Consider the following 19,606-nt stretch of genomic DNA (forward strand, 5'->3'; position numbering starts at 1 on the left):
ATACTTCCTTCAGCAAGGATCGGTCACGAGACGGGGGACGGCGGCAACGAGTGCGCGGGCGGCCGCCGATTGCGGCGCGGCAACGACCGCCGCTGCCGGTCCGGTCTCGACGATCCGTCCGCCATCCATAACGGCGATGCGGTGGGAGACGGCGCGCACCACGGCAAGATCGTGCGAAATGAACAGACAGGCAATGCCCTGTTCTTTCTGCAGATCGACCAGAAGCTCCAGGATCCTGCCGCGCACGGTCACATCGAGCGCCGAGACCGCCTCATCGAGCACCAGCAGCGAGGGCCGTGTCGCGATCGCCCGCGCAATCGCCACACGCTGCCGCTGGCCGCCGGAGAGTGCCCGCACCGGACGGGCGGCATGATCTGCGGTGAGGCCGACACGCTCGAGTAGCATGATGATCTCGCCGGGGCGCCGATCCTTGCCGGCGATGCCGTGGATGCGAAGCGGATCGTCGAGCACTGCACCAACGCTCGCCAACGGATTGAAGGCGGCGAGCGGATCCTGAAACACCATCTGCATACGCGCCCGCCGGTGGCGCAAAGGCGCACCATTCAGCGCCAGCCAATCCTCTCCCTCGAAGCGAATCGAGCCGGCATCGGCAGCAACAAGCCGTAGCAGGATACGCGATAGCGTCGATTTTCCACTGCCGGAGGCGCCGACGAGACCGAGCGTTTCTCCGGCCGCGATGATAAGCGACACATTATCGAGAGCAGTAATCCGGCGTCCCGCAGACGAAAAACCTTTTGACAGGTTTTCGATGGAAAGCAGCCTGTCGTTCATCACGGCACCTCCGCGATCAGCGGCGGCGTCGCGAGATCGCGATGGCTGGCGATGAGGGCGGCGGTATAGTCGCTCTCAGGCGCCGAAAGCACCGAGCGGACGGGACCTGCCTCGACCAGCCTCGCATTGCGGAAAACGGCGATGCGATCGACGAAGCCCGAGGCCAGCGCGATGTCGTGGGTGATGAAGAGCAGCGTCATGCCATCCTCGCGCACCAGCCCGTCGAGCAGGCGGACGATCTCGGCCTGGACGACGACGTCGAGCGCACTGGTCGCCTCGTCGGCGATCAGCAGTGCCGGCCTCGCGGCAATGGCCGCGGCAATCGCCACGCGCTGGCGCTGGCCGCCGGAGAGCTGATGCGGAAAGGACCGCATCGCCTTGTCGGGCTGCGGTATCCGTACCCGCCCGAGCAGTCCCTCAGCCCTGGCATAGGCCTGTTTCCAGCTGAGGCCGAGATGGCGCCTGGCGCCCTCGGCGATCTGCTCGCCGATCGTCAAAACGGGATTGAGGCTGGAGCCTGGATCCTGGAAGACGAAGCCGAAATCGCGGCCTGGGCGGGGCGGATGGCCAAGGCCGGGCCAAAGTATCTCGCCGCCGACCTTCGTTCCCTCCGGCAGCAGACCGGCAAGCGCGCGGGCAAGCGTGCTCTTGCCGGAGCCGCTTTCGCCGATGATCGCCAGCCTTTCGCCGGCGACGATATCAAGATCGATATCGTCTAGCGCGGCCGCACCGCTGCTGCCGCGCCCATAGGTGACTGAAAGCTGTCGCAGGCTCAAAAAAATGCCGGTCATGCCGCCCTCACGCCATTGTCGCCAAGCGCCTTGCCCAGACCTTCGCTGAAGAGATGGACGCCGAGCACGGTCACGGCGAGTGCAGCACCCGGTATGACCGAGAGATAGGATGCCGAACGCAACACGCTGCGGCCCTCTGCGATCATCGAACCCCAGGTGGCGATATTGGGATTGCCGAGACCCAGGAAGGAAAGCGCTGCCTCGGTGAGGATCGCACCGGCGACGATGGTGGCCGAAAGCGCCAGCACCGGCGGCAATGCGTTCGGCAGGATTTCGCGGAAGGCGATCTCAGCGGGATGCATGCCGATCACCCTTGCCGAAGCGACATAGTCCTGCTCTCGGATCGCAAGCACCTGCGCTCTCGTCAACCGCGCCGGATCGGCCCAGGTGCCGAGTGCGATGGCAAGGACGACAATGGGCGTCGACACGCCGATGGTGCTGACGAAAGCGAGGGCGAGCAGGAAAGCCGGCACGATCTGGAAGGCGTCGACCACGCGCATCAGCGCCTCGTCGACGAGCCCGCCGGCAAAACCGGCCGCAAGGCCGACGCAGAGCCCAAGCACCATCGCCGCAAACGCTGCCGCCAGGCCGACGGCAAGCGAGGTTCTGGCACCATAGAGCAGGCCCGCCAGGACGTCGCGGCCGAGACGGTCGGTGCCGAGCGGAAAAGCCGGATCGGTGAACGGCGCCAGCAGGGCGCGGCCGGCAATTTTCAGCGGATCGCCCGGCGAAATAACGGGAGCGAGCAGCCCGGCCAAAAGCAAGACGAGAAGGATCGCAAATCCGGCCGCACCTTCCGGCGTGCGTAGCAGGCGCCGCAGCCAGCTCATGCGCCGCCCTCCGATGCGCCGATGCGCGGGTCGAGTGCGGCATAGACGAGATCGACGAGGAAATTGACCCAAATGACCAGGACGGCGCTGGTGACGATGATGCCCATCAACAACGGCGCGTCGCGGCCGTTGACCGCCTCCTGCGCCAGTCGCCCGAAGCCCGGGATTGCAAAGATGCTCTCGATCACCACGCTACCGCCGAGCATGGCCGCCGATTGCAGCCCGAGCATGGTGACGAGGGGCAGCAGCGCGTTGCGCGCGACATGGCGCAGCACGATCCGGCTCCGCGACAGGCCCTTGGCCCGGGCGAAGAGCACGAAATCGAGCTTCCAGGCCTCGGCCATGCCGCTGCGCATCACCCGCAGAAACAAGGCAAGATAGATCAGCGCCAGCGCGCCGACCGGCAGAACCAGATGATCGGCGATATCGAGCGCCCGCGAAAATCCTGTCTTGCCGGAAGCAATCGTCTCGACGCCGGCGATCGGAAACCAGCGCAGCTTCACCGAAAAGGCGATGCTCAGGACCAGGCCAAGCCAGAAGCTCGGAATGGCATAGACGATCAGCGAGCCGATCGACAGCAGCCGATCCCGCAGGCCGCCCGGCCGCGCCCCGGCAAGGATGCCGAGCGCCGAGCCGAGGCCGAAGGATAGCGCCGTCGCACTGCCCATCAGCAGCAGCGTATTAGGCAGGCGTTCGGCAATGAGCGCACCGACCGGCCGGCCGAAGGCGACCGACCAGCCGAGATCGAAGCGTGCGAGTGAGGAAAAATAGAGCCAGAGGCGCGCGAACATCGATTGGTCGAGGCCGTAGCTCTCGCGCAGCGACTGCCTAAGTGCGGCATCGCCGCCGCCGATCGAGCCGAGATAGGCGTCGACAGCATCGCCCGAGGCTGACTCAAGCAGGAAAAAGGTGAAGACCACCACGATCAGCAGCACTGGAATGCTGCTGATCGCCCTGCGCCTCAGGAGGATGATGGCTCGTTTCACGCCTGACAGGGCCTCTGGAAGGGAATTGCCGCCGATCCTATCACGATTGCAACGCGGTATCGCCCCAGTTCGAGACGGCCCAGCGCGGATTGTCCGCGACGTTGAGCACGCTGTCGCGCGCAACGGTGATGAAGCCCCACTCCGCAACGTTGATCAGCGGCAGGTCGGCTGCGACGAGCTGCTGGAACTTGCGGTAGAGATCGGTGCGCGCCGCCGTGTCGACAGTCTCCGATGCCTGCTTGATGATCTTGTCGAGCTCCGGATTGACGTAGCCGCCCTGATTGGAGAAGGGCACGCCGGCTGGCGTGCCGGACTGGACGAGAATGGTGGTGGAGATCGCCGGATCACCGCGGAAGACCGGCGGACCGACGGCGAGGTCGAAGTCGTGGTCGGTATAGACCGCTTTCTGGTGCGCGGCCGCATCGGCATTGACGATCTCCGCATTGATGCCGATCACCGCGAGCGCCTGGCGAAGGTAATCGCCGAACTGCCGGGTCTCGTTGAAATAGGGCGCGGGGCGAAGCTTCAGCGTAAAGCGGTTGCCGTCTGGCCCTTGTTTGTATCCTGCCTTGTCGAGAATGTCGTTGGCGGCCGCAGGGTCGAACGCATAGGTCGCGACATCGGGTGTATAGAACTCCGGCGCATTCTTCGGCACCGGGCCGGTCGAGGCGGCGGCATAACCGAGGAAGATCGTGTCGACCACGAATTTCTTGTCGATCGCCTGGGCGATCGCCTGCCGCACCCTGAGGTCGGCCAGTTCCTTGCGGCGATGATTGATCTCGACGACGAGCTGGTAGGTCAGGGCCTCATAGCCCTTCGAGATCACCTTGATGCCGGCGACCTTCGAAATACGGTCGAGATCGGCGAGCGGCACCGCGGAGAAGGCGGCAAGCTGGATTTCCTCTGCTTCGAGTGCTGCACCCGCCGACTCGCGATCGGGCAGCACCCGGAAGATGATCTCGTCGAGTTTCGGCTGTTCCTTGTCCCAGTAATTCTCGTTGCGCGTCAGCCGGTAATATTCGCCGGGCTTGTGTTCGGCGAACTTGAACGGACCGGTGCCGATCAGTGTATTGTTAGCCGGGTTGGTGGCGATATCGGTACCGTCGAAAATATGTTTGGCAACGACGCTGGTCACGACAGGCAGGGCGTTGCGGATCAGCTGGAACGGCGTCGGCTTGGAGAAGCGGAAGATGGCGGTGTAATCGTCAGGTGTGTCGACGGCTTCGAGATTGGCGAAAACCAGGCGGCCAAGATTCTGCAGCGGCTTCCAGATGTTGAGCGCGGAGAAGGCGACATCGACTGAGGTAAACGGCTTGCCATCGTGCCAGGTGACGCCGTCGCGGAGTTTGAAGGTGACCGAGAGGCCGTCATCCGAGCCCTCCCAGGAGGTGGCGAGGCGCGGGGAAAGCCCGTCCTTGCCGTCAAACGACGCTTCGGCGAGCGGCTCGATCACCTTGCTTGCGACAAAGAAGACACCGTTCGAGGCGACGATGGCAGGGTTGAGGTTCTTCGGCTCGGAATCGGCCGCAACGATCAGCCGGCCGCCGCCAGACGCGGTCTGCGCAAGCGCCTGCCGGGCGAGGGCCGTCGAGGCAAGCAGCAGGGCAGTGCCCTTCATCAGCGTGCGCCGCGAGATAGATGGTACGGTCATGCCCCCTCCTGGTCGGTGAACAATTCGCCAGACTATATTCGAAGCGAAAAGATCATTGCGACGGATATTAAATTCAAATGCGCGAGCCGGGCGAGATATTTTTCTGCCCTGTGCGCATTCGCCACTGCATAATTCAAAGAATTATGCAGCAATTCAAAGTGTTACAGCGACCTTTGCGCGTCTAAAAAGACGCGCGACGCTGTAATCAATCACTGCCGGTCAGCCGCCGGCGGCAAGCCTGACCGGTTCTCCGGCGAGGTTGCGATAGGCCGCCCCCGGATGCGGCGCGACGAGCCGCGGCCCCGCTCCCCCGAGTTTTTCCCGCAGCGTTCCCTTGGCGTAGTCGGTCTTGTAGACGCCGCGCTTTTGCAGTTCCGGCACCAGCAGATCGACGGCATCCTCGAAACTCTCGGGTGTCACGGCATAGGCGAGGTTGAAGCCGTCGACATCGGTGTCCTCGATCCATTCCTGCATCAGATCGGCGACCGTTTGCGGCGAGCCGACGAAAACCGGGCCGAAACCGCCGATGCCGACCCACTCGGCCATTTCGCGCACCGTCCATTCCTTGGTGGGATCGATGGTCGTGAAGGTCTCGACGGCCGATTGCACCGCATTGGTATGGCGGTGCCGCAGCACCTCGTCCGGCCCGAACTGGCCGAAATCGATGCCGGTCCAGCCGGAAATCAGCGTCAGCGCTCCTTCGAAGGAGGCGTATTTGCGGTATTCGTTGAACTTCCGCTGCGCCTCCGCATCCGTTTCGCCGAGGATGACGGTCTGCAAATTGAAGGCAAGGATTTCTCGCGGGTTGCGGCCGACGCGTTCGGCCGCCTCGCGGACATTGGCGACGTAACGCTTCAGCACCGGTTTCGACGGGGAGGCGACGAAGATGCACTCGGCATGGGCGCCGGCGAAATCCTTGCCGCGGCTGGAGGCGCCGGCCTGGTAGAGCACCGGCGTGCGCTGCGGCGAGGGTTCGCTCAAGTGAATGCCGGGCACGTTGAAATGCTTGCCGGAATGGCGGATCGGGTGGACCTTGTCAGGATGGGTGAAGATGCCGCTTTCCCGGTCGCGGACGACGGCGCCGTCTTCCCAGCTTCCCTCCCAGAGCTTGTAGCAGACCTCGAGATATTCCTCGGCGAGGTCGTAGCGATCGTCATGCTTCGTCTGCGCCGGCTGGCCGATATTGAGCGCACCGCTGTTGAGGTAGGAGGTGACAATATTCCAGCCGACGCGCCCCTTGGTCAGATGGTCGAGCGTCGAGATGCGGCGGGCGAAGGTATAGGGACGCTCGAAGGAGAGCGACGCCGTCAGGCCGAAGCCGAGATGCTCGGTCTCGTAGGCCATGGTGGGGATGAGCTGCAGCGGGTCGTTGACCGGCACCTGCGCCGAATGGCGAAGTGCAGCATCGACGTTGCCGTTCAGCACATCGTAGACGCCGAGCACGTCGGCGATGAACAGCCCGTCGAACTTGCCGCGCTCCAGCGTCTTTGCCAGATGCACCCAGTAGTCGAGATCCTTGTAGGTTGAGGACTTGTCGCGCGGATGGCGCCAGAGCCCCGGCGACTGGTGTCCGACGCAATTCATATCGAAGGCGTTCAGCCTGATTTCGCGGGTCATGTCTTTCTTCCTTGGAATTAGGGATTGCTGCGGCCGAGGCCGTAGGTCAGCGCCAACGCGCCGACGAGCACGGCGCCCTTGACGAAATCCTGGGTGTAATAGGGAGCGTTCAGCATGGTGAGGCCGTTCAGCAGCACGCCGACGAAGACGGCGCCGGCGATGGTGCCGAGCACGTTAGGACGCCTGAGATTGAAGACGGCAAAGCCGATCAACGCGGCGGCGACCGAATCCATCAGCAACGAGCCGCCGGACGAGATGTCACCACGCCCGACGCGGGCGGCGATGACAACGCCGCCGAGCGAGGCCAGCGTGCCCGATAGGACATAGGCGAGCGTCTTCAGCCGCACCGTCGAGGCGCCGGCAAGCCGGGTCGCGACCTCGTTGCCGCCGGTCGCAAACAGCAGCCGGCCGATGCGGGTGCGTTCGGTGAGAATGAAGAGTGCGATGGCGACCACCGCCATCAGCACCACGGCAACTGGCAGGGTGCCGAGGATGCTGTAGCGGCCGATCAGCAAAAAGGCGGGGTCGAAAGCGCCGGTCGCCTTCGAGCCGTCGGGCAGGGTGAGGCCGGCCGAAATCGACCGGCCGGCGGTCGGGATCAGCTGCAGGCCGGAAAGCAGGAACATCATCGCCAGCGTCGCCAAAAGATCCGGCACCTTCAGGCGCACGATGAGGAAGGCGTTGACGAGGCCGACCAGAGCGCCAAAGGCGAGCACCAGCGGTACCGTCGCATAGGCATCAAGATGCCAGACGATCATCGCATAGCTGGCCGCCATCACGCTGGATGCGGCGACTGCGCCGATCGACAGGTCGAAACCGCCGACCGCCAGCGTGACGGTGACTCCGGCGCCGAGAATGGCGACGACGGACACCGCCTGCAGGATGCTCATCAGATTGGCGATATTGATGAAGGCGGGCTCGGCGACGGTGAAACCGACGACGAGCAGCGCAAGCAGGATGAACACCGCGCCCGCCCGGAGGAACGCCCCGAGTGCTGCAAGACGACCGCTATCGGCTTGCGGCGACGCCTTTGGCCGGGCACTTGCCTGTGGAAGAGTGTCGTCGTCGATCGTCGTCATGCGGATATTCCCTGAATGGCGGAGGCAAGAGCGGCCCCCTCTGCCGCGGGCCTCAACACGTGGCGGTCGATGACGAGGATGCGATCTGCCACCTCATAGGCTTCCTCCGGGTCGGAGGTCGCAATCAGCGTCGCCCGATCCCTGCGGGCGCGGATTGCCCGGATGATGTCATGACGGGCGCCGACGTCGACACCCTGGAAAGGTTCGTCGAGCAGCAGCAGCCGGCTCGGTTCCGCCTCCCAGCGGGCGATCACCGCCTTCTGCTGGTTGCCGCCGGAGAGCGACCAGACCGAGGCGAGCGGGCCCGGGGCCTTGATACCGAGACGAGTGATCGCCTGTTCGGCCTCGCGTCGTTCACGGCCGCCGACAAGGAAACCGCGCGGATACCATTTGCCAAGATGCGGCAGGCTGATCGTCGCCGACAGCGAATGGCCGGGCCATGCCGGCGGCATCAGCGAAGAACGATGACGGTCTTCGGCCGCCATCGCCACACCTGCGGCGATCGCCTCGGCCGGACCTTTCGGCCGGTAGGGCCGACCGCCGAGGAACATCGCACCGCCGGCAAGCGCCGCCACCCCGAAGATCGCCGACAGCAGCCGGCTCTTGCCGGCGCCGAGCACACCGGTCACCGCCACCACCTCGCCCTCATGCAATGACAGATCGAAGGATGCGGCCTCAGAGAGCAAGCGGGCATTGCGCATCTCGAAAATCGCCGGACCAATCGCAGGCCGCGCATCCGGCCGGGCCGCATCTAGTCTGCGGCCGATCATCGTCTCGATGGCGCTCGAAAAATCGATCGGCCGCGAGAAGGTGCCGACGACGCGGCCGCCGCGCATGACGAGCGCGCGGTCGGCGATGGCTTCGAGATCGGCGGTGCGGTGCGAGATATAGAGGATCGCCAGGCCCCGCTTGCGAAGCTTCAGCAGAATATCGAAGAGGCGGCGGCTTTCCTCTCCGGAAAGGCTCGCCGTCGGCTCATCGAGGATGAGGAGGTCGGCACGGTTGGCAAGCGCCCGGGCGATCGCCACCAGCTGCCGATCGGCGCTGGCGAGGTCCCCGAAATCACGGTCCAGCGGCAGGCTAAAGCCGGCGGCATCGAGCATGGACTGCGCGGCACGGCGGATGCCGGCGCGCGAGACGAAGAAAGGTGTGCTGCGGTCGGCGAGGCGATTGAGCAGCAGCGCGTCGGCAACGGACAGACCGGCCGCGCCGACGAGATCCGTCGACTGATGCACCGTGACGACACCGGCCCTTGCCGCTTCGGCCGGGCTACGCGGCGCAAAGTCGCGGCCATCGAGTCTGACCATGCCGCCATCGGCCGGAAGCACGCCGGAAAGGATCTTGACCAGCGTCGATTTGCCCGCGCCGTTTGCGCCCATCAGCGCCACGATCTCGCCGCGTTCCATAGAAAAATCAGCGCCGGCAAGCGCCCGCGTCGACCCGAAACTGCGGGCGATATTGTCAATGTGAAGAAGCGGCATCGATAAAGGTCCGGGACTGCAATCGAAGCCGGAGTGTGCCCTGTCTGGGCGGTCGAACTCCAGGCACGCCTTTCCCTCTCGAACTGCCCTCGGGAAACAAAGAATCTCCCACAGCCCATAAAATCGGATCATTTAATCTATTAAAAACATAGATATTATATCTAATAATCCGATGCGTCGCGAGGGCTGCCAGACCTGTCAGACGACGCTCCCGATTGCTAAAAGGAACGCGACGATGAAATCCCTCGCACGGCTCGCACTGTCTGCCGCCGTCATTCCGTTCATTTTCATTCAAGGCGCAAAAGCCGACGGTCTGTCCGGCGCTCCCGCCCCTTTCGACAAGGGCGGCGTTAAAGTAGCACTGATCAGCTACATCTCGGCCGGTGACTTCTTCCAGGCCTATCAGGCGGGGGCTGAAGCCCAGGCCAAGGCGCTGGCTATCGACCTGCGCATCTTCCCCGGCCGGCAGGATGCCGCCGAGCAGCGCGAGCAGATCCTGCAGGCGATCAATCTCGGCGTCTCCGGCATCGTCATCGACCACGGTCTGCCGGAATCGCTCGGCGACGTCGTGCAGCAGGCGCTCGACAAGGGCATCAAGGTCGTGGCCTTCGACGTCAACCTCAACAACCCCAAGATTCCGCAGGTGGAGCAGAGCGATCACGAACTCGCGTCACTGGCGCTCGAGCAGGTGGTGAAGGACAACGGCAACAGCTTCAGCGCCGGTTATGTCTATGTCGCGGGCTTTGCGCCGCTCGACCGCCGCAACGAAGTCTGGGACAAGTTCAAGTCGGACAATAAAGGCGTGGTCGAAAAGGCCCGTTTCGGCAATGTCAGCGACACGACGGCGACTTCGACCGCCGATCAGGCGAAGGCCGTGCTGACCGCCAATCCCGATATATCGGTCGTCTTCGCCCCCTATGACGAGTTCGCCCGCGGCGTGAAGCTCGCCGCCAACGATCTCGGCATAGCAAGCAAGCTCAAGATCTATTCGGCCGACGTCTCGACGGCCGATATCCAGGAAATCACCGAGGAAGGCAGCCCTTGGGTCGCGACCGTCGCGACCAATCCTGCCGTCGTCGGCGCCGTCTCCATTCGCGCCGCAGCACTCGAAATTGCCGGGCAGACGGTTCCCCACCAAATCACCGTGAAGCCGACGCTTCTGACGCAAGAAAGCCTGCGCGCAGCCGGCGTCAAGACGATCGAGGAGCTGGCCGAAAGGATCCCGGCCTTCAGCACGAGCGATGCGGCGACCGCCAGCTGGATCCCGGACAAGCTGTTCTGAGAACTCGCACTTCGATCCTTCCGGCGGAAGCGTGCGGCTCCCGCCGGATCATCTTTTTGGAGAATTGGAGTTCCGCCCATGAGCCAATCCAATGTCATCTTCGCGGCCAGCCGAAATCCGACGCGCGAAGAACTCTTTGCCCGTGCCGAGGAGATCTCTGCCGACCTGTCGCGGCGCGCCGCAGACCTCGACCGCGAAGGCCGTCCGCCGCTCGCCGAGATCGTCAAATTGAAGAATGCCGGGCTGCTCAATGCGCTGCATCCCACGCAAATCGGTGGCGGTGGCCTCGATTGGGTCAACGGGCTGAGGCTGGTGCGCATTCTCGCCCGTGGCGAGAGCTCGATCGGCCAGCTGCTCGGCTACCACTACGTCAACAGCCAGTACATCTATTGGGCGCTTGATGCGGCGCGCGCTCATGCGCTGGGCAGCGATACGGTCGCCAGGAACCTCTATTGGGGGGCGTCCGTCAATCCGCGCGATCCCGGGCTGGTGCTCACCCGTCGCGGCAACGGCTATGTGCTGAACGGACGCAAGTCCTTCTCCACGGCGGCTCGGGTCTCCGACTATATCAATGCCAACGCGACGCTCGACGACAAGATCGCCAGCTTCGCCGTGCCGACCAATCGTCACGGTTACGTCGCCAACGACGACTGGGACAATATCGGCCAGCGCCTGTCGGACAGCGGCAGCGTCGAGTTTCGCGACTTCCCCGTCTACGAGGAGGATTTCGTCGGCGCGCCGGCTGCACCCGACGCAGCACCTCCGGTGCTGTCGACTTTCAATACGCCGTTCATCCAGCTGGTCTTCGTCAATTTCTATCTCGGCACAGCGGAAGGCGCGCTCAAGGCGGCGGTCGATTACGTCCGCAACACGACCCGGCCGTGGATCACCTCCGGTGTCGAGCGGGCTGCCGATGATCCCTATATCCTCGAACGCGTCGGCGAATTCACCGCCGCGCTGAAGGCTTCGGCGGCCCTTGCCGACAGTGCGGCAGCCGCCGTGCAGGCGGGCTTTGCCCGCGGCCGCGACGTCACCGCGCGTGAGCGCGGCGAGGCGGCGGCGGAAGCCTATGCCGCCAAGGTCCACGCCACCCATGTCTCGCTCGACATCACCTCGCGCGTCTTCGAGCTGACGGGCGCGCGCTCGACGGCCGACAAATACCGTTTCGACCGGTTCTGGCGCAATGTCCGCACTCACACGCTGCACGATCCTGTCTTCTACAAGGCGAAGGAAGTCGGTGAATTCGTGCTGAACGACAAGATACCGGAGGTCAGCCTCTATAGCTGAGGCGGCCATCTTTCATCAAACGCAAAATCTCCACTGCCGGCACCGGCGGTGGAGTTTTCGGTTGGAAGACGGGGAGATTTCAGAGCGCGCCGTTCTTCGGCGGCGTTACGCCGTTCAAATGGTAGTTGCCGACGACGTGGTATTTCCAGCGCACTGGATCGTGCAGCGTATGGGTGCGGGCATTGCGCCAGTGGCGGTCGAGGTTGAGGCCAGCCTGCACCGACGAGGTCCCGGCAAGCTCGAAAAGCGTGTTTGAGGCCTCGAGCGCCACTTCGGTGGTCAGCACCTTGGCGGCGGCAACCGCAAGCGTCGCCGCGACCACCTTTTCCTCTGTCGTCTCGACCTGCGCGGCATCGACCTTGTGCCCGGCGCGCTCCACCAGAGCCGTTGCGGCTTCCAGCCGGATGGCGATCTGGCCGACTTTGGCGATCGTCAGCGGATCGTCTGAGGCACGGTCAAGGCCGCTATCCATCCAGGGGCGTGATTTCGTCCTGACGAACTCCAGCGTTTCTGCAAAGGCCGCCCGCGCGATACCGAGATCGACGCCGGCATGGATGATCTGGCCAACGGAGCCGATCGTCGTCGGCCGCTCGAAACCCTTGTGATGGAAGACCACGGAATCGGCGCTGACATAGACATTCTCGAGGATCGTCGTGCCGCTGCCGGTGGTGCGCTGGCCGAAGCCGTCCCAGTCGTCGATGACCTCGACGCCTTCGGTGCCCTTCGGCACGAAGGCCATGGTCAGCCGATCCTCCGGATCGAGCGCAAAGATGGTGATCCAATCGGCGAAGAGGACGCCGGTCGAATAGAATTTGCGACCATTGATCCGGTAACCCGGACCGTCGCGGGTGATGCGCGTGTTGTAGTGGCCGACCGTCTTGGTGCCGCGCTCGGAAAGCGCATTGCCGAAACGGTCGCCGGCCAGCACCCGGCCGAAGAAATAGCGCTGCTGTTCCTCGCCGCCGTCGGTTCTGAGCGCCTCGAGAATATAGAAATGGTTCTGCGGGATCTGGCCGATCGAACCGTCCGCCTCAGACAGGATCGCGGTGATTTCGGCAAGCACGGCGTTGGAGACGTCAAGCCCGCCATATTGCGCCGGCACGGTGATCGCCAGAAGGCCGGACTGGGCGAGAAGATCGAGTTCGCTAAAAGGCAGGATCCTGTCGGCATCGCGCTCGGCGGCGCGTGCGGCAAATTGTGCCGCCAGTCTGCGGGCGGTGGCGATCGCCTCATCATCGCTGCCGATACGGTCGGCCACGGGCCGGATCTGATCTGCTTGCCTTAGCACGGTGTTCATCGATGTCTCCAATTCTGACGAGCCTATCGGTGAAAGAAATCGCGCGCCGAGATAAGAGTACAAATTCTATAGATGTGGTAGAAAATGAAAAGTGTTTGCTTATCGGCTTCTGGCTGCCGCGATTAGTGTCTCAGTCGGGCGGTTCTGCGAAAACGTGGCCGGAAAAGCGCGGAAATCGCTACCGGAAATTAGCGGAGCCGGCCTCGATTTGAATTCGTCGAGTTCCTACGTAACCGATATCCGATGCGTCGCTGCAGCGGCTTCAGACAGAACGCCCAATGCGGGGCAGGCGGCCGCCTTGCCCGATCCATGAGGAAAGTCATGACCCCACGGCAGTTGCGCCTCGGCGCCTTCATGCGTCCCGTCAGCCTGCATACCGGCGCCTGGCGCTATCCCGGTTCTTATCCCGACGCCAATTTCAATTTCGCGCATCTGAAGTCCTTCGCGCAGGCGCTGGAACGGGCGAAATTCGACGCCTTCTTCATGGCCGATCATCTTGCCGTGCTCAACATGCCGGTCGAGGCGCTCAGGCGCAGCCACACCGTGACCTCCTTCGAGCCCTTTACGCTGCTCTCGGCGCTGGCAGCGGTGACGGAGCGCATCGGCCTCGTCGCCACGGCCTCCACCACCTTCGACGAGCCCTATCACATTGCCCGGCGTTTCGCCTCGCTCGACCATATCAGCGGCGGCCGCGCCGGCTGGAACATCGTCACGACGTCGAACCCTGATGCCGCGCTCAATTTCGGCCTCGACGAACACGTGGAGCATGGCGAGCGGTATCATCGCGCCCGGGAATTCTACGACGTGGTAACCGGGCTCTGGGACAGCTTCTCCGACGATGCCTTCATCCGCGATCGGGAAAGCGGCCTGTTCTTCGATCCGGCAAAGATGCATGTGCTGGGCCACAAGGGCGAGGAACTGAGCGTGCGCGGGCCACTCAATATCGCCCGGCCGCCGCAGGGTTGGCCCGTCATCGTCCAGGCCGGCCAGTCGGACCCCGGCCGCCAGCTTGCCGCGGAAACCGCCGAGATGGTCTTCTGTTCGCCGCGCGATCTTGCCGCGGGCAGGGCGCTTTATGCCGATATCAAGGGCCGCATGGAAGCCATCGGCCGTAACCGCGACCACCTGAAGATCCTGCCCGCCGCCTTCGTCATCGTCGGCGACAGCATCGAGGAGGCGCGCGCCAAACGCGCCACGCTCGACAGTCTGGTGCATTACGACAGCGCCATCGCCTCGCTTTCGATCGCGCTCGGCCATGACGCTTCGGGCTTCGATCCCGACGCACCGCTACCATCAGACATCCCCGACACCAATGCCAGCAAGACCGGCCGCGCGCAGGTTCTGAAACTTGCCGCCGAAGAGAAACTGACGGTGCGCCAGCTCGCACAGCGCTATGGCGGCTATGCCGGCCTTGCCTTCGTCGGCACGCCGGCAAGCATCGCCGACGAGATGGAACGCTGGCTTGATGAGGAAGGCTCGGATGGTTTCAACGTCGTCTTCCCCTATCTGCCGCAGGGTCTCCTCGACGTCACCGACCGGCTGGTTCCCGAGCTGCAGCGCCGCGGTCTGTTCCGCAGCGAATATCAGGGCACGACGCTGCGCGAACATCTCGGATTGCCGCGGCCGGAGAACCGGTTCTTTGCATCAGGTGCATGAGGGGGTTCGCTTCTGCATTCCGGAAGCAAACCGATCGCGCTCAGGCCATGACCCCAACCCGAAACGCGTCGCTTTCACCCGCCATCAGTTCGAGCGGCCAGATGATGTTGCCCCCATCGCCTGGATAGAACTCCCGATAGATCGGCATGTTGGCGAGAAGCATCCGGCCGAGCGCTACACCGAGATCGTAGAGCGAGATGCGGAAGCAGCTCAGCGACGGCTGCAGGAACCGTGCGCGCGGAGCGTCACGGAAGCCGATCACCGCAAGGTCGCGGCCGGGCATGACGCCCGATTCCATCAGGCGGCGGTAAAGGCCGATCGCCATCAGCTCGTAGATCAGGATCACCGCCGTCGGCCGCTCTTCGAGCAGCAGCAACTCATGGGCCGCCTGATATCCGCCCTGTTCGCTCGACCTGACGCGGATGACGAGCGACGGATCGAAAGGAATATCGTGCCGCTCGAGCGCCCGGCGATAGCTTTCGATAAAGAGATAGCCGAGGTTGGCCTCGCTCGACGGCGCGGTGATCGCGATCCGGCGGTGGCCCAGCGCGATCAGCCGCTCGACGGCATGGTCGGCCACGCCCTCGAAATCGAGATCGATCCATGGAAAATTGCTGGCCGAAAGGCTGCGGCCGAGCGCGACGAAGGGAATCTTCGCCCGTGAGAGAAAGTCGATGCGCCGGTCGACGCGCTGCGTGTCCGAGATAATCATCGCATCGACGATGCGCCGCGCCACCATCCGCTTCAGATATTCGTGCGGGTCCTCGTCGCTCGGGCAGGGCAACATGAGGAGGTCGAGCTTGTGGCGGGCAAAGACGCTCTGCAGGCCGCTGGTGACACCGAGGAAGAAGTTGTCGGCGTTCTCGACCGTCTCCTTGCTGGATTCGATCATCAACCCGATGACCTTCGTCTCCCCCTGCCTCAGGCTCCGCCCAGACTGGTTGGCGACATAGCCGAGTTCCTCGGCCGCCGCCAGCACGCGCCGGCGGGTTTCCTGATTGACATCAGGCTTGCCGTTCAGCGCGCGGGAGACCGTGCCGATCGAGATATTCAAGTGTTCGGCAAGCTGGCGAATCCCCTTCATCGCTGACGATTTTCCCGGGAGCATGATGCCGAAAAGTGTGCGCGGTTTTCGGACGACATCATGCTCCATTTCTATAATTCAGATCCGTCCGGATCTGGGCCCGTAATTTCCCATTTGGCGTCTATTGACACCGCAAAATGTTTTCGCCTACAGTCGTAAACGTTTACGGAGTGCGTGTCACGAGGAGAGTTGACACCGTTCCCCTGGAGGAAATCGTGAAATTCAGTGCCATTCTGTGCGGGTGCGGAGCTATGTCCAAAGGTTGGTTGCGCGCCATCGCTTCCAATCCTCTGCTGGCCGACTCCATCACCATCGTCGGCCTCGTCGACCTGAACCGGGAGACGGCGGAAAAGCTTGCCGCGGAATTTGACCTTGATAGCGCCGCCATCGGTTCGGACCTGTCCGACGTCATCGCGGCCACGAAGGCCGACCTGGTCTTTGACATCGTCATTCCGGCTGCGCGCTACGACGTCGTTTCCACCGCACTCAAGGCCGGCTGCCATGTGCTCAGCGAAAAGCCGATGGCGGCCACGCTTGCCGAGGGTGCCGCGCTGGTCGATCTTGCCGCCGAGACCGGCCGCATCCACGCCGTCATCCAGAACCGCCGCTTCATATCAGGCGTCAGGCGCCTTCGCCGCTTCGTCGAAAGCGGCGCGATCGGCGAACTCACCGGCATCCATTGCGACTTCTTCCTGGCGCCGCATTTCGGCGGCTTCCGCGAAGAGATGGACAACGTCCTGCTTCTCGACATGGCGATCCACACTTTCGATGCGGCCCGCTACGTCGCCGACAGGAAGCCGCTTGCCGTCTATTGCGTCGAGCGCAATCCGAAGGGTTCGTGGTACCGGCACGGCGCCTCGGCCAATGCCATCTTCGAATTTTCCGACGACATCGTCTTCACCTATCGCGGCTCCTGGTGCGCCGAGGGCGAGCGCACCAGCTGGGAAAGCCAGTGGCGCCTCGTCGGCTCGAAGGGAATGCTCGCCTGGGATGGCGAAGAGAATTTCAAGGCGACCATCGCCGGCGAAGAGCCCGGCCTTCTACGCGGCTCTGTTGCCGTAAACGTTCCCGGTCCGGAACACGACGAGGAAACCCATGGCCACGCCAGCGTCATCGCCGACTTCATCGCGGCGATCGGCACCGGCAAGCGGCCCGAGACGGTCAATTCCGACAATATCCGAAGCCTTGCCATGGTCTTCGGCGCGATCGAAAGCGCCAAGACGGGCAGGCGCATCGAAATTTCAGCATAGGATGATGTGACGTGAGCAACCCTGCAAAATCCATTCGTATCGGCACCATGGTCAGCGGCAACAAGGGCGATGCCGCAACCCGTATCGGCGAGATCGCCGACTTGGGCTTCGAAAGCTTCGAACCCTTCTTCTGGCAGACGACGAAGGGCCAGGACCTTGCCGAGCTCGGCAAGCGCTGCCTCGATGCGATCGGCGACCGCGACATCACCATCTCGACGCTCGGCATGTTCGGCAATCCGCTGGAAGAGACCGCAATCGACCTTGAGACGCTGCAGGGCTGGAAGGACTGCATCGACAATGCACATCACTTCGGCGCCACCTGCGTTGCCGGCTTCACCGGCCGCATCCGCGGCAAGCCGCTGACAGACAGCCTGCCTCGCTACAAGCAGATCTGGAGCGAGCTTGCCAAGCGGGCGGCCGACAAGGGCGTCAAGATCGCCTTCGAGAATTGCGCCATGGATGGCAACTGGGCGAGCGGCGACTGGAATATCGCCCACAATCCCGACGCCTGGGAACTGATCTTCAACGAGACGCCTGACGATAATATCGGGCTGGAGTGGGAGCCGTGCCATCAGATGGTCTATCTGATCGACCCGTTGCCGCAGATCCGCAAATGGGCGCACAAGTTCTTCCACGTCCACGGCAAGGACGCGACCATCCGCTGGGAGGTCATCAAGGAACACGGCATCTTCGGCAAGGAGAAGTTCGTCTTCATGCGCACGCCGGGCTTTGGCGACAGCAACTGGACCGACATCATTTCCGAGCTGCGCCTTGCCGGCTGGTCGGGCTCCATCGATATCGAAGGCTGGCACGACCCGGTCTATCGCGACGCGCTTGAAATGACCGGCCAGGTCTATGCGCTCAACCACCTCAAGCATGCCCGGGGCGGCGAATTCGTCGTCGATCCGGTCTGATGATATCGTGGCCGGCAAGGAGGAATTGCCGGAAACGGGGATAACCACAAAGGAGGAGAATCATGGCTATCCGCAAATATGCAATTCTGGGCGCTCTGGCGCTTGCAGGCATCTCGCTCACCGGCCTTTCGGCCAGGGCCGAAGACGTCACGCTGACGCTCTGGTCGCTGGACAGGGACATCCAGCCGGCGCCGAACCTCGTCAAGGAGTTCAACGCCCAGAACAACGGCATCAAGATCGAATACCGGCTGATCCAGTTCGACGACGTCGTCACCGAGGCCATGCGCGCCTATGCGACCGGCCAGGCGCCCGACATCATCGCCGTCGACAATCCGGAGCATGCGCTGTTCTCGTCGCGCGGCGCCTTCCTCGACCTCACCGACATGATCTCCAAGTCGACGGTCATAAAGCCGGCAAACTATTTCCCCGGACCGCTGAAATCCGTGGAGTGGGACGGCAAGTATTTTGGCGTGCCGAAGGCGACGAACACGATCGCGCTCTACTACAACAAGGACATGTTCAAGGCGAAGGGCCTCGATCCGAACAAGCCGCCGCAGACCTGGGACGAACTCGTCGAGGATGCGCGCAAGCTGACCGACCCCGCCAAGAACGTCTACGGTCTCGCTTTCTCGGCCAAGGCCAATGAGGAAGGCACCTTCCAGTTCCTTCCCTGGGCTCAGATGGGCGGCGGCAGCTATGAGAACATCAATGCCGACGGCGCGGTGAAGGCGCTTGAGGTCTGGAAGACGATCATGGACGAGAAGCTCGCTTCCCCCGACACGCTGACGCGCGGCCAGTGGGATTCGACCGGCACCTTCAACTCCGGCAATGCGGCAATGGCGATCTCGGGTCCCTGGGAACTCGACCGCATGAGCCAGGAAGCGAAGTTCGACTGGGGCGTCACATTGCTTCCGGTTCCCAAGGAAGGCGCTGAACGCTCCTCGGCCATGGGTGACTTCAACTGGGCGATCTTCGCCACCAGCAAACATCCGGCCGAAGCCTTCAAGGCGCTCGAATTTTTCGCCTCGCAGGACGACAAGATGTTCAAGAATTTCGGCCAGCTTCCGGCTCGCTCCGACATTTCGATCCCGGAGACCGGTCAGCCGCTGAAGGATGCCGCCCTCAAGGTCTTCCTCGAACAGCTGAAATACGCCAAGCCGCGCGGCCCGCATCCGCAATGGCCGAAGATCTCCAAGGCGATACAGGACGCTATTCAGGCAGCACTGACCGGCCAGATGAGCCCGAAAGACGCACTCGACCAGGCAGCCGACAAGATCAAGGCTGTATTAGGCTAGTTGGCGTCGAGCCAGCCGCTCGCTCCCTCTTTCCCCAGCGGGGGTCCGAAGGACGGGGCGAGACCGGTGGCTCGACCCAGGCAAAGATGCCCAAAGGGCAGATGAGGGGGTGAGGAGCGACAGCGACGAATGTTCTGAACGCAAGTGAAGAACAGCAGACGCCGAGTTCGCCGCCACCTCATCCGGCTGCCGCCACCTTCTCCCCGCTGGGGAGAAGGGGATCCACCGATGGCTCAACAGCCATCCAACCATTTCCTCCCGGCAGGGGCCGTCTTCCGCATCATGCGCCAGACGGCCCCGTTCGGAGTATCGGA

The 19,606-nt window shown here is 63.4% G+C and carries 16 protein-coding genes; 6 read left to right on the forward strand and 10 right to left on the reverse strand.

The annotated features are described in order from the left end of the window. Nucleotides 1–9 precede the first annotated feature (9 nt). From HFO71_RS29035 to HFO71_RS29070, 8 genes are all read right to left on the reverse strand, one after another. Nucleotides 10–792, reverse strand: a complete 783-nt coding sequence (locus HFO71_RS29035) for an ABC transporter ATP-binding protein (RefSeq protein ID WP_077979794.1) — start codon at nucleotides 790–792, stop codon at nucleotides 10–12. Next, on the reverse strand, nucleotides 792–1,583 hold the full coding sequence (locus tag HFO71_RS29040) for an ABC transporter ATP-binding protein (protein WP_077979795.1): 792 nt from the start codon (nucleotides 1,581–1,583) through the stop codon (nucleotides 792–794). The genes HFO71_RS29035 and HFO71_RS29040 overlap by 1 nt, the downstream gene beginning before the upstream one ends. Beyond that, nucleotides 1,580–2,413 carry an ABC transporter permease gene (locus HFO71_RS29045; protein ID WP_221988765.1) on the reverse strand — a complete coding sequence of 278 codons (834 nt, stop codon included), beginning with the start codon at nucleotides 2,411–2,413 and terminating at the stop codon, nucleotides 1,580–1,582. Before HFO71_RS29045 ends, HFO71_RS29040 begins: the two co-directional genes overlap by 4 nt. After that, complete coding sequence (locus HFO71_RS29050; protein WP_221988767.1) at nucleotides 2,410–3,399, reverse strand: ABC transporter permease; 990 nt, start codon at nucleotides 3,397–3,399, stop codon at nucleotides 2,410–2,412. The genes HFO71_RS29045 and HFO71_RS29050 overlap by 4 nt, the downstream gene beginning before the upstream one ends. Nucleotides 3,400–3,439: 40 nt before the next feature. Then, a complete protein-coding gene (locus HFO71_RS29055) occupies nucleotides 3,440–5,050 on the reverse strand; it encodes an ABC transporter substrate-binding protein (RefSeq protein WP_077979796.1) in 1,611 nt (536 codons plus the stop codon). A 219-nt stretch (nucleotides 5,051–5,269) separates the two neighbouring features. Then, a complete protein-coding gene (locus HFO71_RS29060) occupies nucleotides 5,270–6,667 on the reverse strand; it encodes an LLM class flavin-dependent oxidoreductase (protein WP_221988770.1) in 1,398 nt (465 codons plus the stop codon). A gap of 17 nt (nucleotides 6,668–6,684) precedes the next feature. Further along, the gene (locus tag HFO71_RS29065; protein WP_025398547.1) at nucleotides 6,685–7,746 is read right to left on the reverse strand and encodes an ABC transporter permease; all 1,062 of its coding nucleotides are present in this window, start codon (nucleotides 7,744–7,746) and stop codon (nucleotides 6,685–6,687) included. After that, nucleotides 7,743–9,227 carry a sugar ABC transporter ATP-binding protein gene (locus HFO71_RS29070; protein WP_025398548.1) on the reverse strand — a complete coding sequence of 495 codons (1,485 nt, stop codon included), beginning with the start codon at nucleotides 9,225–9,227 and terminating at the stop codon, nucleotides 7,743–7,745. The genes HFO71_RS29065 and HFO71_RS29070 overlap by 4 nt, the downstream gene beginning before the upstream one ends. Nucleotides 9,228–9,462: 235 nt before the next feature. Between HFO71_RS29070 and HFO71_RS29075 the strand changes: the two genes are divergently transcribed. After that, entirely contained in the window at nucleotides 9,463–10,509 is a 1,047-nt protein-coding gene (locus HFO71_RS29075) for a substrate-binding domain-containing protein (RefSeq protein WP_077979798.1), read from the forward strand. 78 nt (nucleotides 10,510–10,587) lie between these two features. Further along, nucleotides 10,588–11,796, forward strand: a complete 1,209-nt coding sequence (locus HFO71_RS29080) for an acyl-CoA dehydrogenase family protein (RefSeq protein ID WP_131641822.1) — start codon at nucleotides 10,588–10,590, stop codon at nucleotides 11,794–11,796. A 79-nt stretch (nucleotides 11,797–11,875) separates the two neighbouring features. Here the strand turns inward: HFO71_RS29080 and HFO71_RS29085 are convergent, their stop codons facing one another. Beyond that, nucleotides 11,876–13,093 (reverse strand): SfnB family sulfur acquisition oxidoreductase, encoded by a 1,218-nt coding sequence (locus HFO71_RS29085; RefSeq protein ID WP_077979799.1) that lies wholly within the window; start codon nucleotides 13,091–13,093, stop codon nucleotides 11,876–11,878. Between the two features lie 321 nt (nucleotides 13,094–13,414). On the opposite strand from HFO71_RS29085, the gene HFO71_RS29090 reads away from it, so the two are divergent. Then, the gene (locus HFO71_RS29090) at nucleotides 13,415–14,749 is read left to right on the forward strand and encodes an LLM class flavin-dependent oxidoreductase (protein WP_077979800.1); all 1,335 of its coding nucleotides are present in this window, start codon (nucleotides 13,415–13,417) and stop codon (nucleotides 14,747–14,749) included. A gap of 40 nt (nucleotides 14,750–14,789) precedes the next feature. On the opposite strand, the gene HFO71_RS29095 is transcribed toward HFO71_RS29090, so the two are convergent. After that, nucleotides 14,790–15,833 (reverse strand): substrate-binding domain-containing protein, encoded by a 1,044-nt coding sequence (locus tag HFO71_RS29095; RefSeq protein ID WP_017957463.1) that lies wholly within the window; start codon nucleotides 15,831–15,833, stop codon nucleotides 14,790–14,792. A gap of 215 nt (nucleotides 15,834–16,048) precedes the next feature. Between HFO71_RS29095 and HFO71_RS29100 the strand changes: the two genes are divergently transcribed. The 3 genes from HFO71_RS29100 to HFO71_RS29110 all read left to right on the forward strand — a co-directional run bounded on the left by HFO71_RS29100 (nucleotide 16,049) and on the right by HFO71_RS29110 (nucleotide 19,292). Continuing rightward, entirely contained in the window at nucleotides 16,049–17,083 is a 1,035-nt protein-coding gene (locus HFO71_RS29100; protein ID WP_131641824.1) for a Gfo/Idh/MocA family protein, read from the forward strand. 11 nt (nucleotides 17,084–17,094) lie between these two features. Continuing rightward, nucleotides 17,095–17,997 carry a sugar phosphate isomerase/epimerase family protein gene (locus HFO71_RS29105; RefSeq protein ID WP_131641825.1) on the forward strand — a complete coding sequence of 301 codons (903 nt, stop codon included), beginning with the start codon at nucleotides 17,095–17,097 and terminating at the stop codon, nucleotides 17,995–17,997. A gap of 62 nt (nucleotides 17,998–18,059) precedes the next feature. Further along, the gene (locus tag HFO71_RS29110) at nucleotides 18,060–19,292 is read left to right on the forward strand and encodes an ABC transporter substrate-binding protein (protein WP_131641826.1); all 1,233 of its coding nucleotides are present in this window, start codon (nucleotides 18,060–18,062) and stop codon (nucleotides 19,290–19,292) included. The last annotated feature ends 314 nt before the right edge of the window (nucleotides 19,293–19,606 follow it).

Origin of the sequence: Rhizobium laguerreae (assembly GCF_019778565.1) — a bacterium.
GTDB lineage: Bacteria > Pseudomonadota > Alphaproteobacteria > Rhizobiales > Rhizobiaceae > Rhizobium > Rhizobium laguerreae.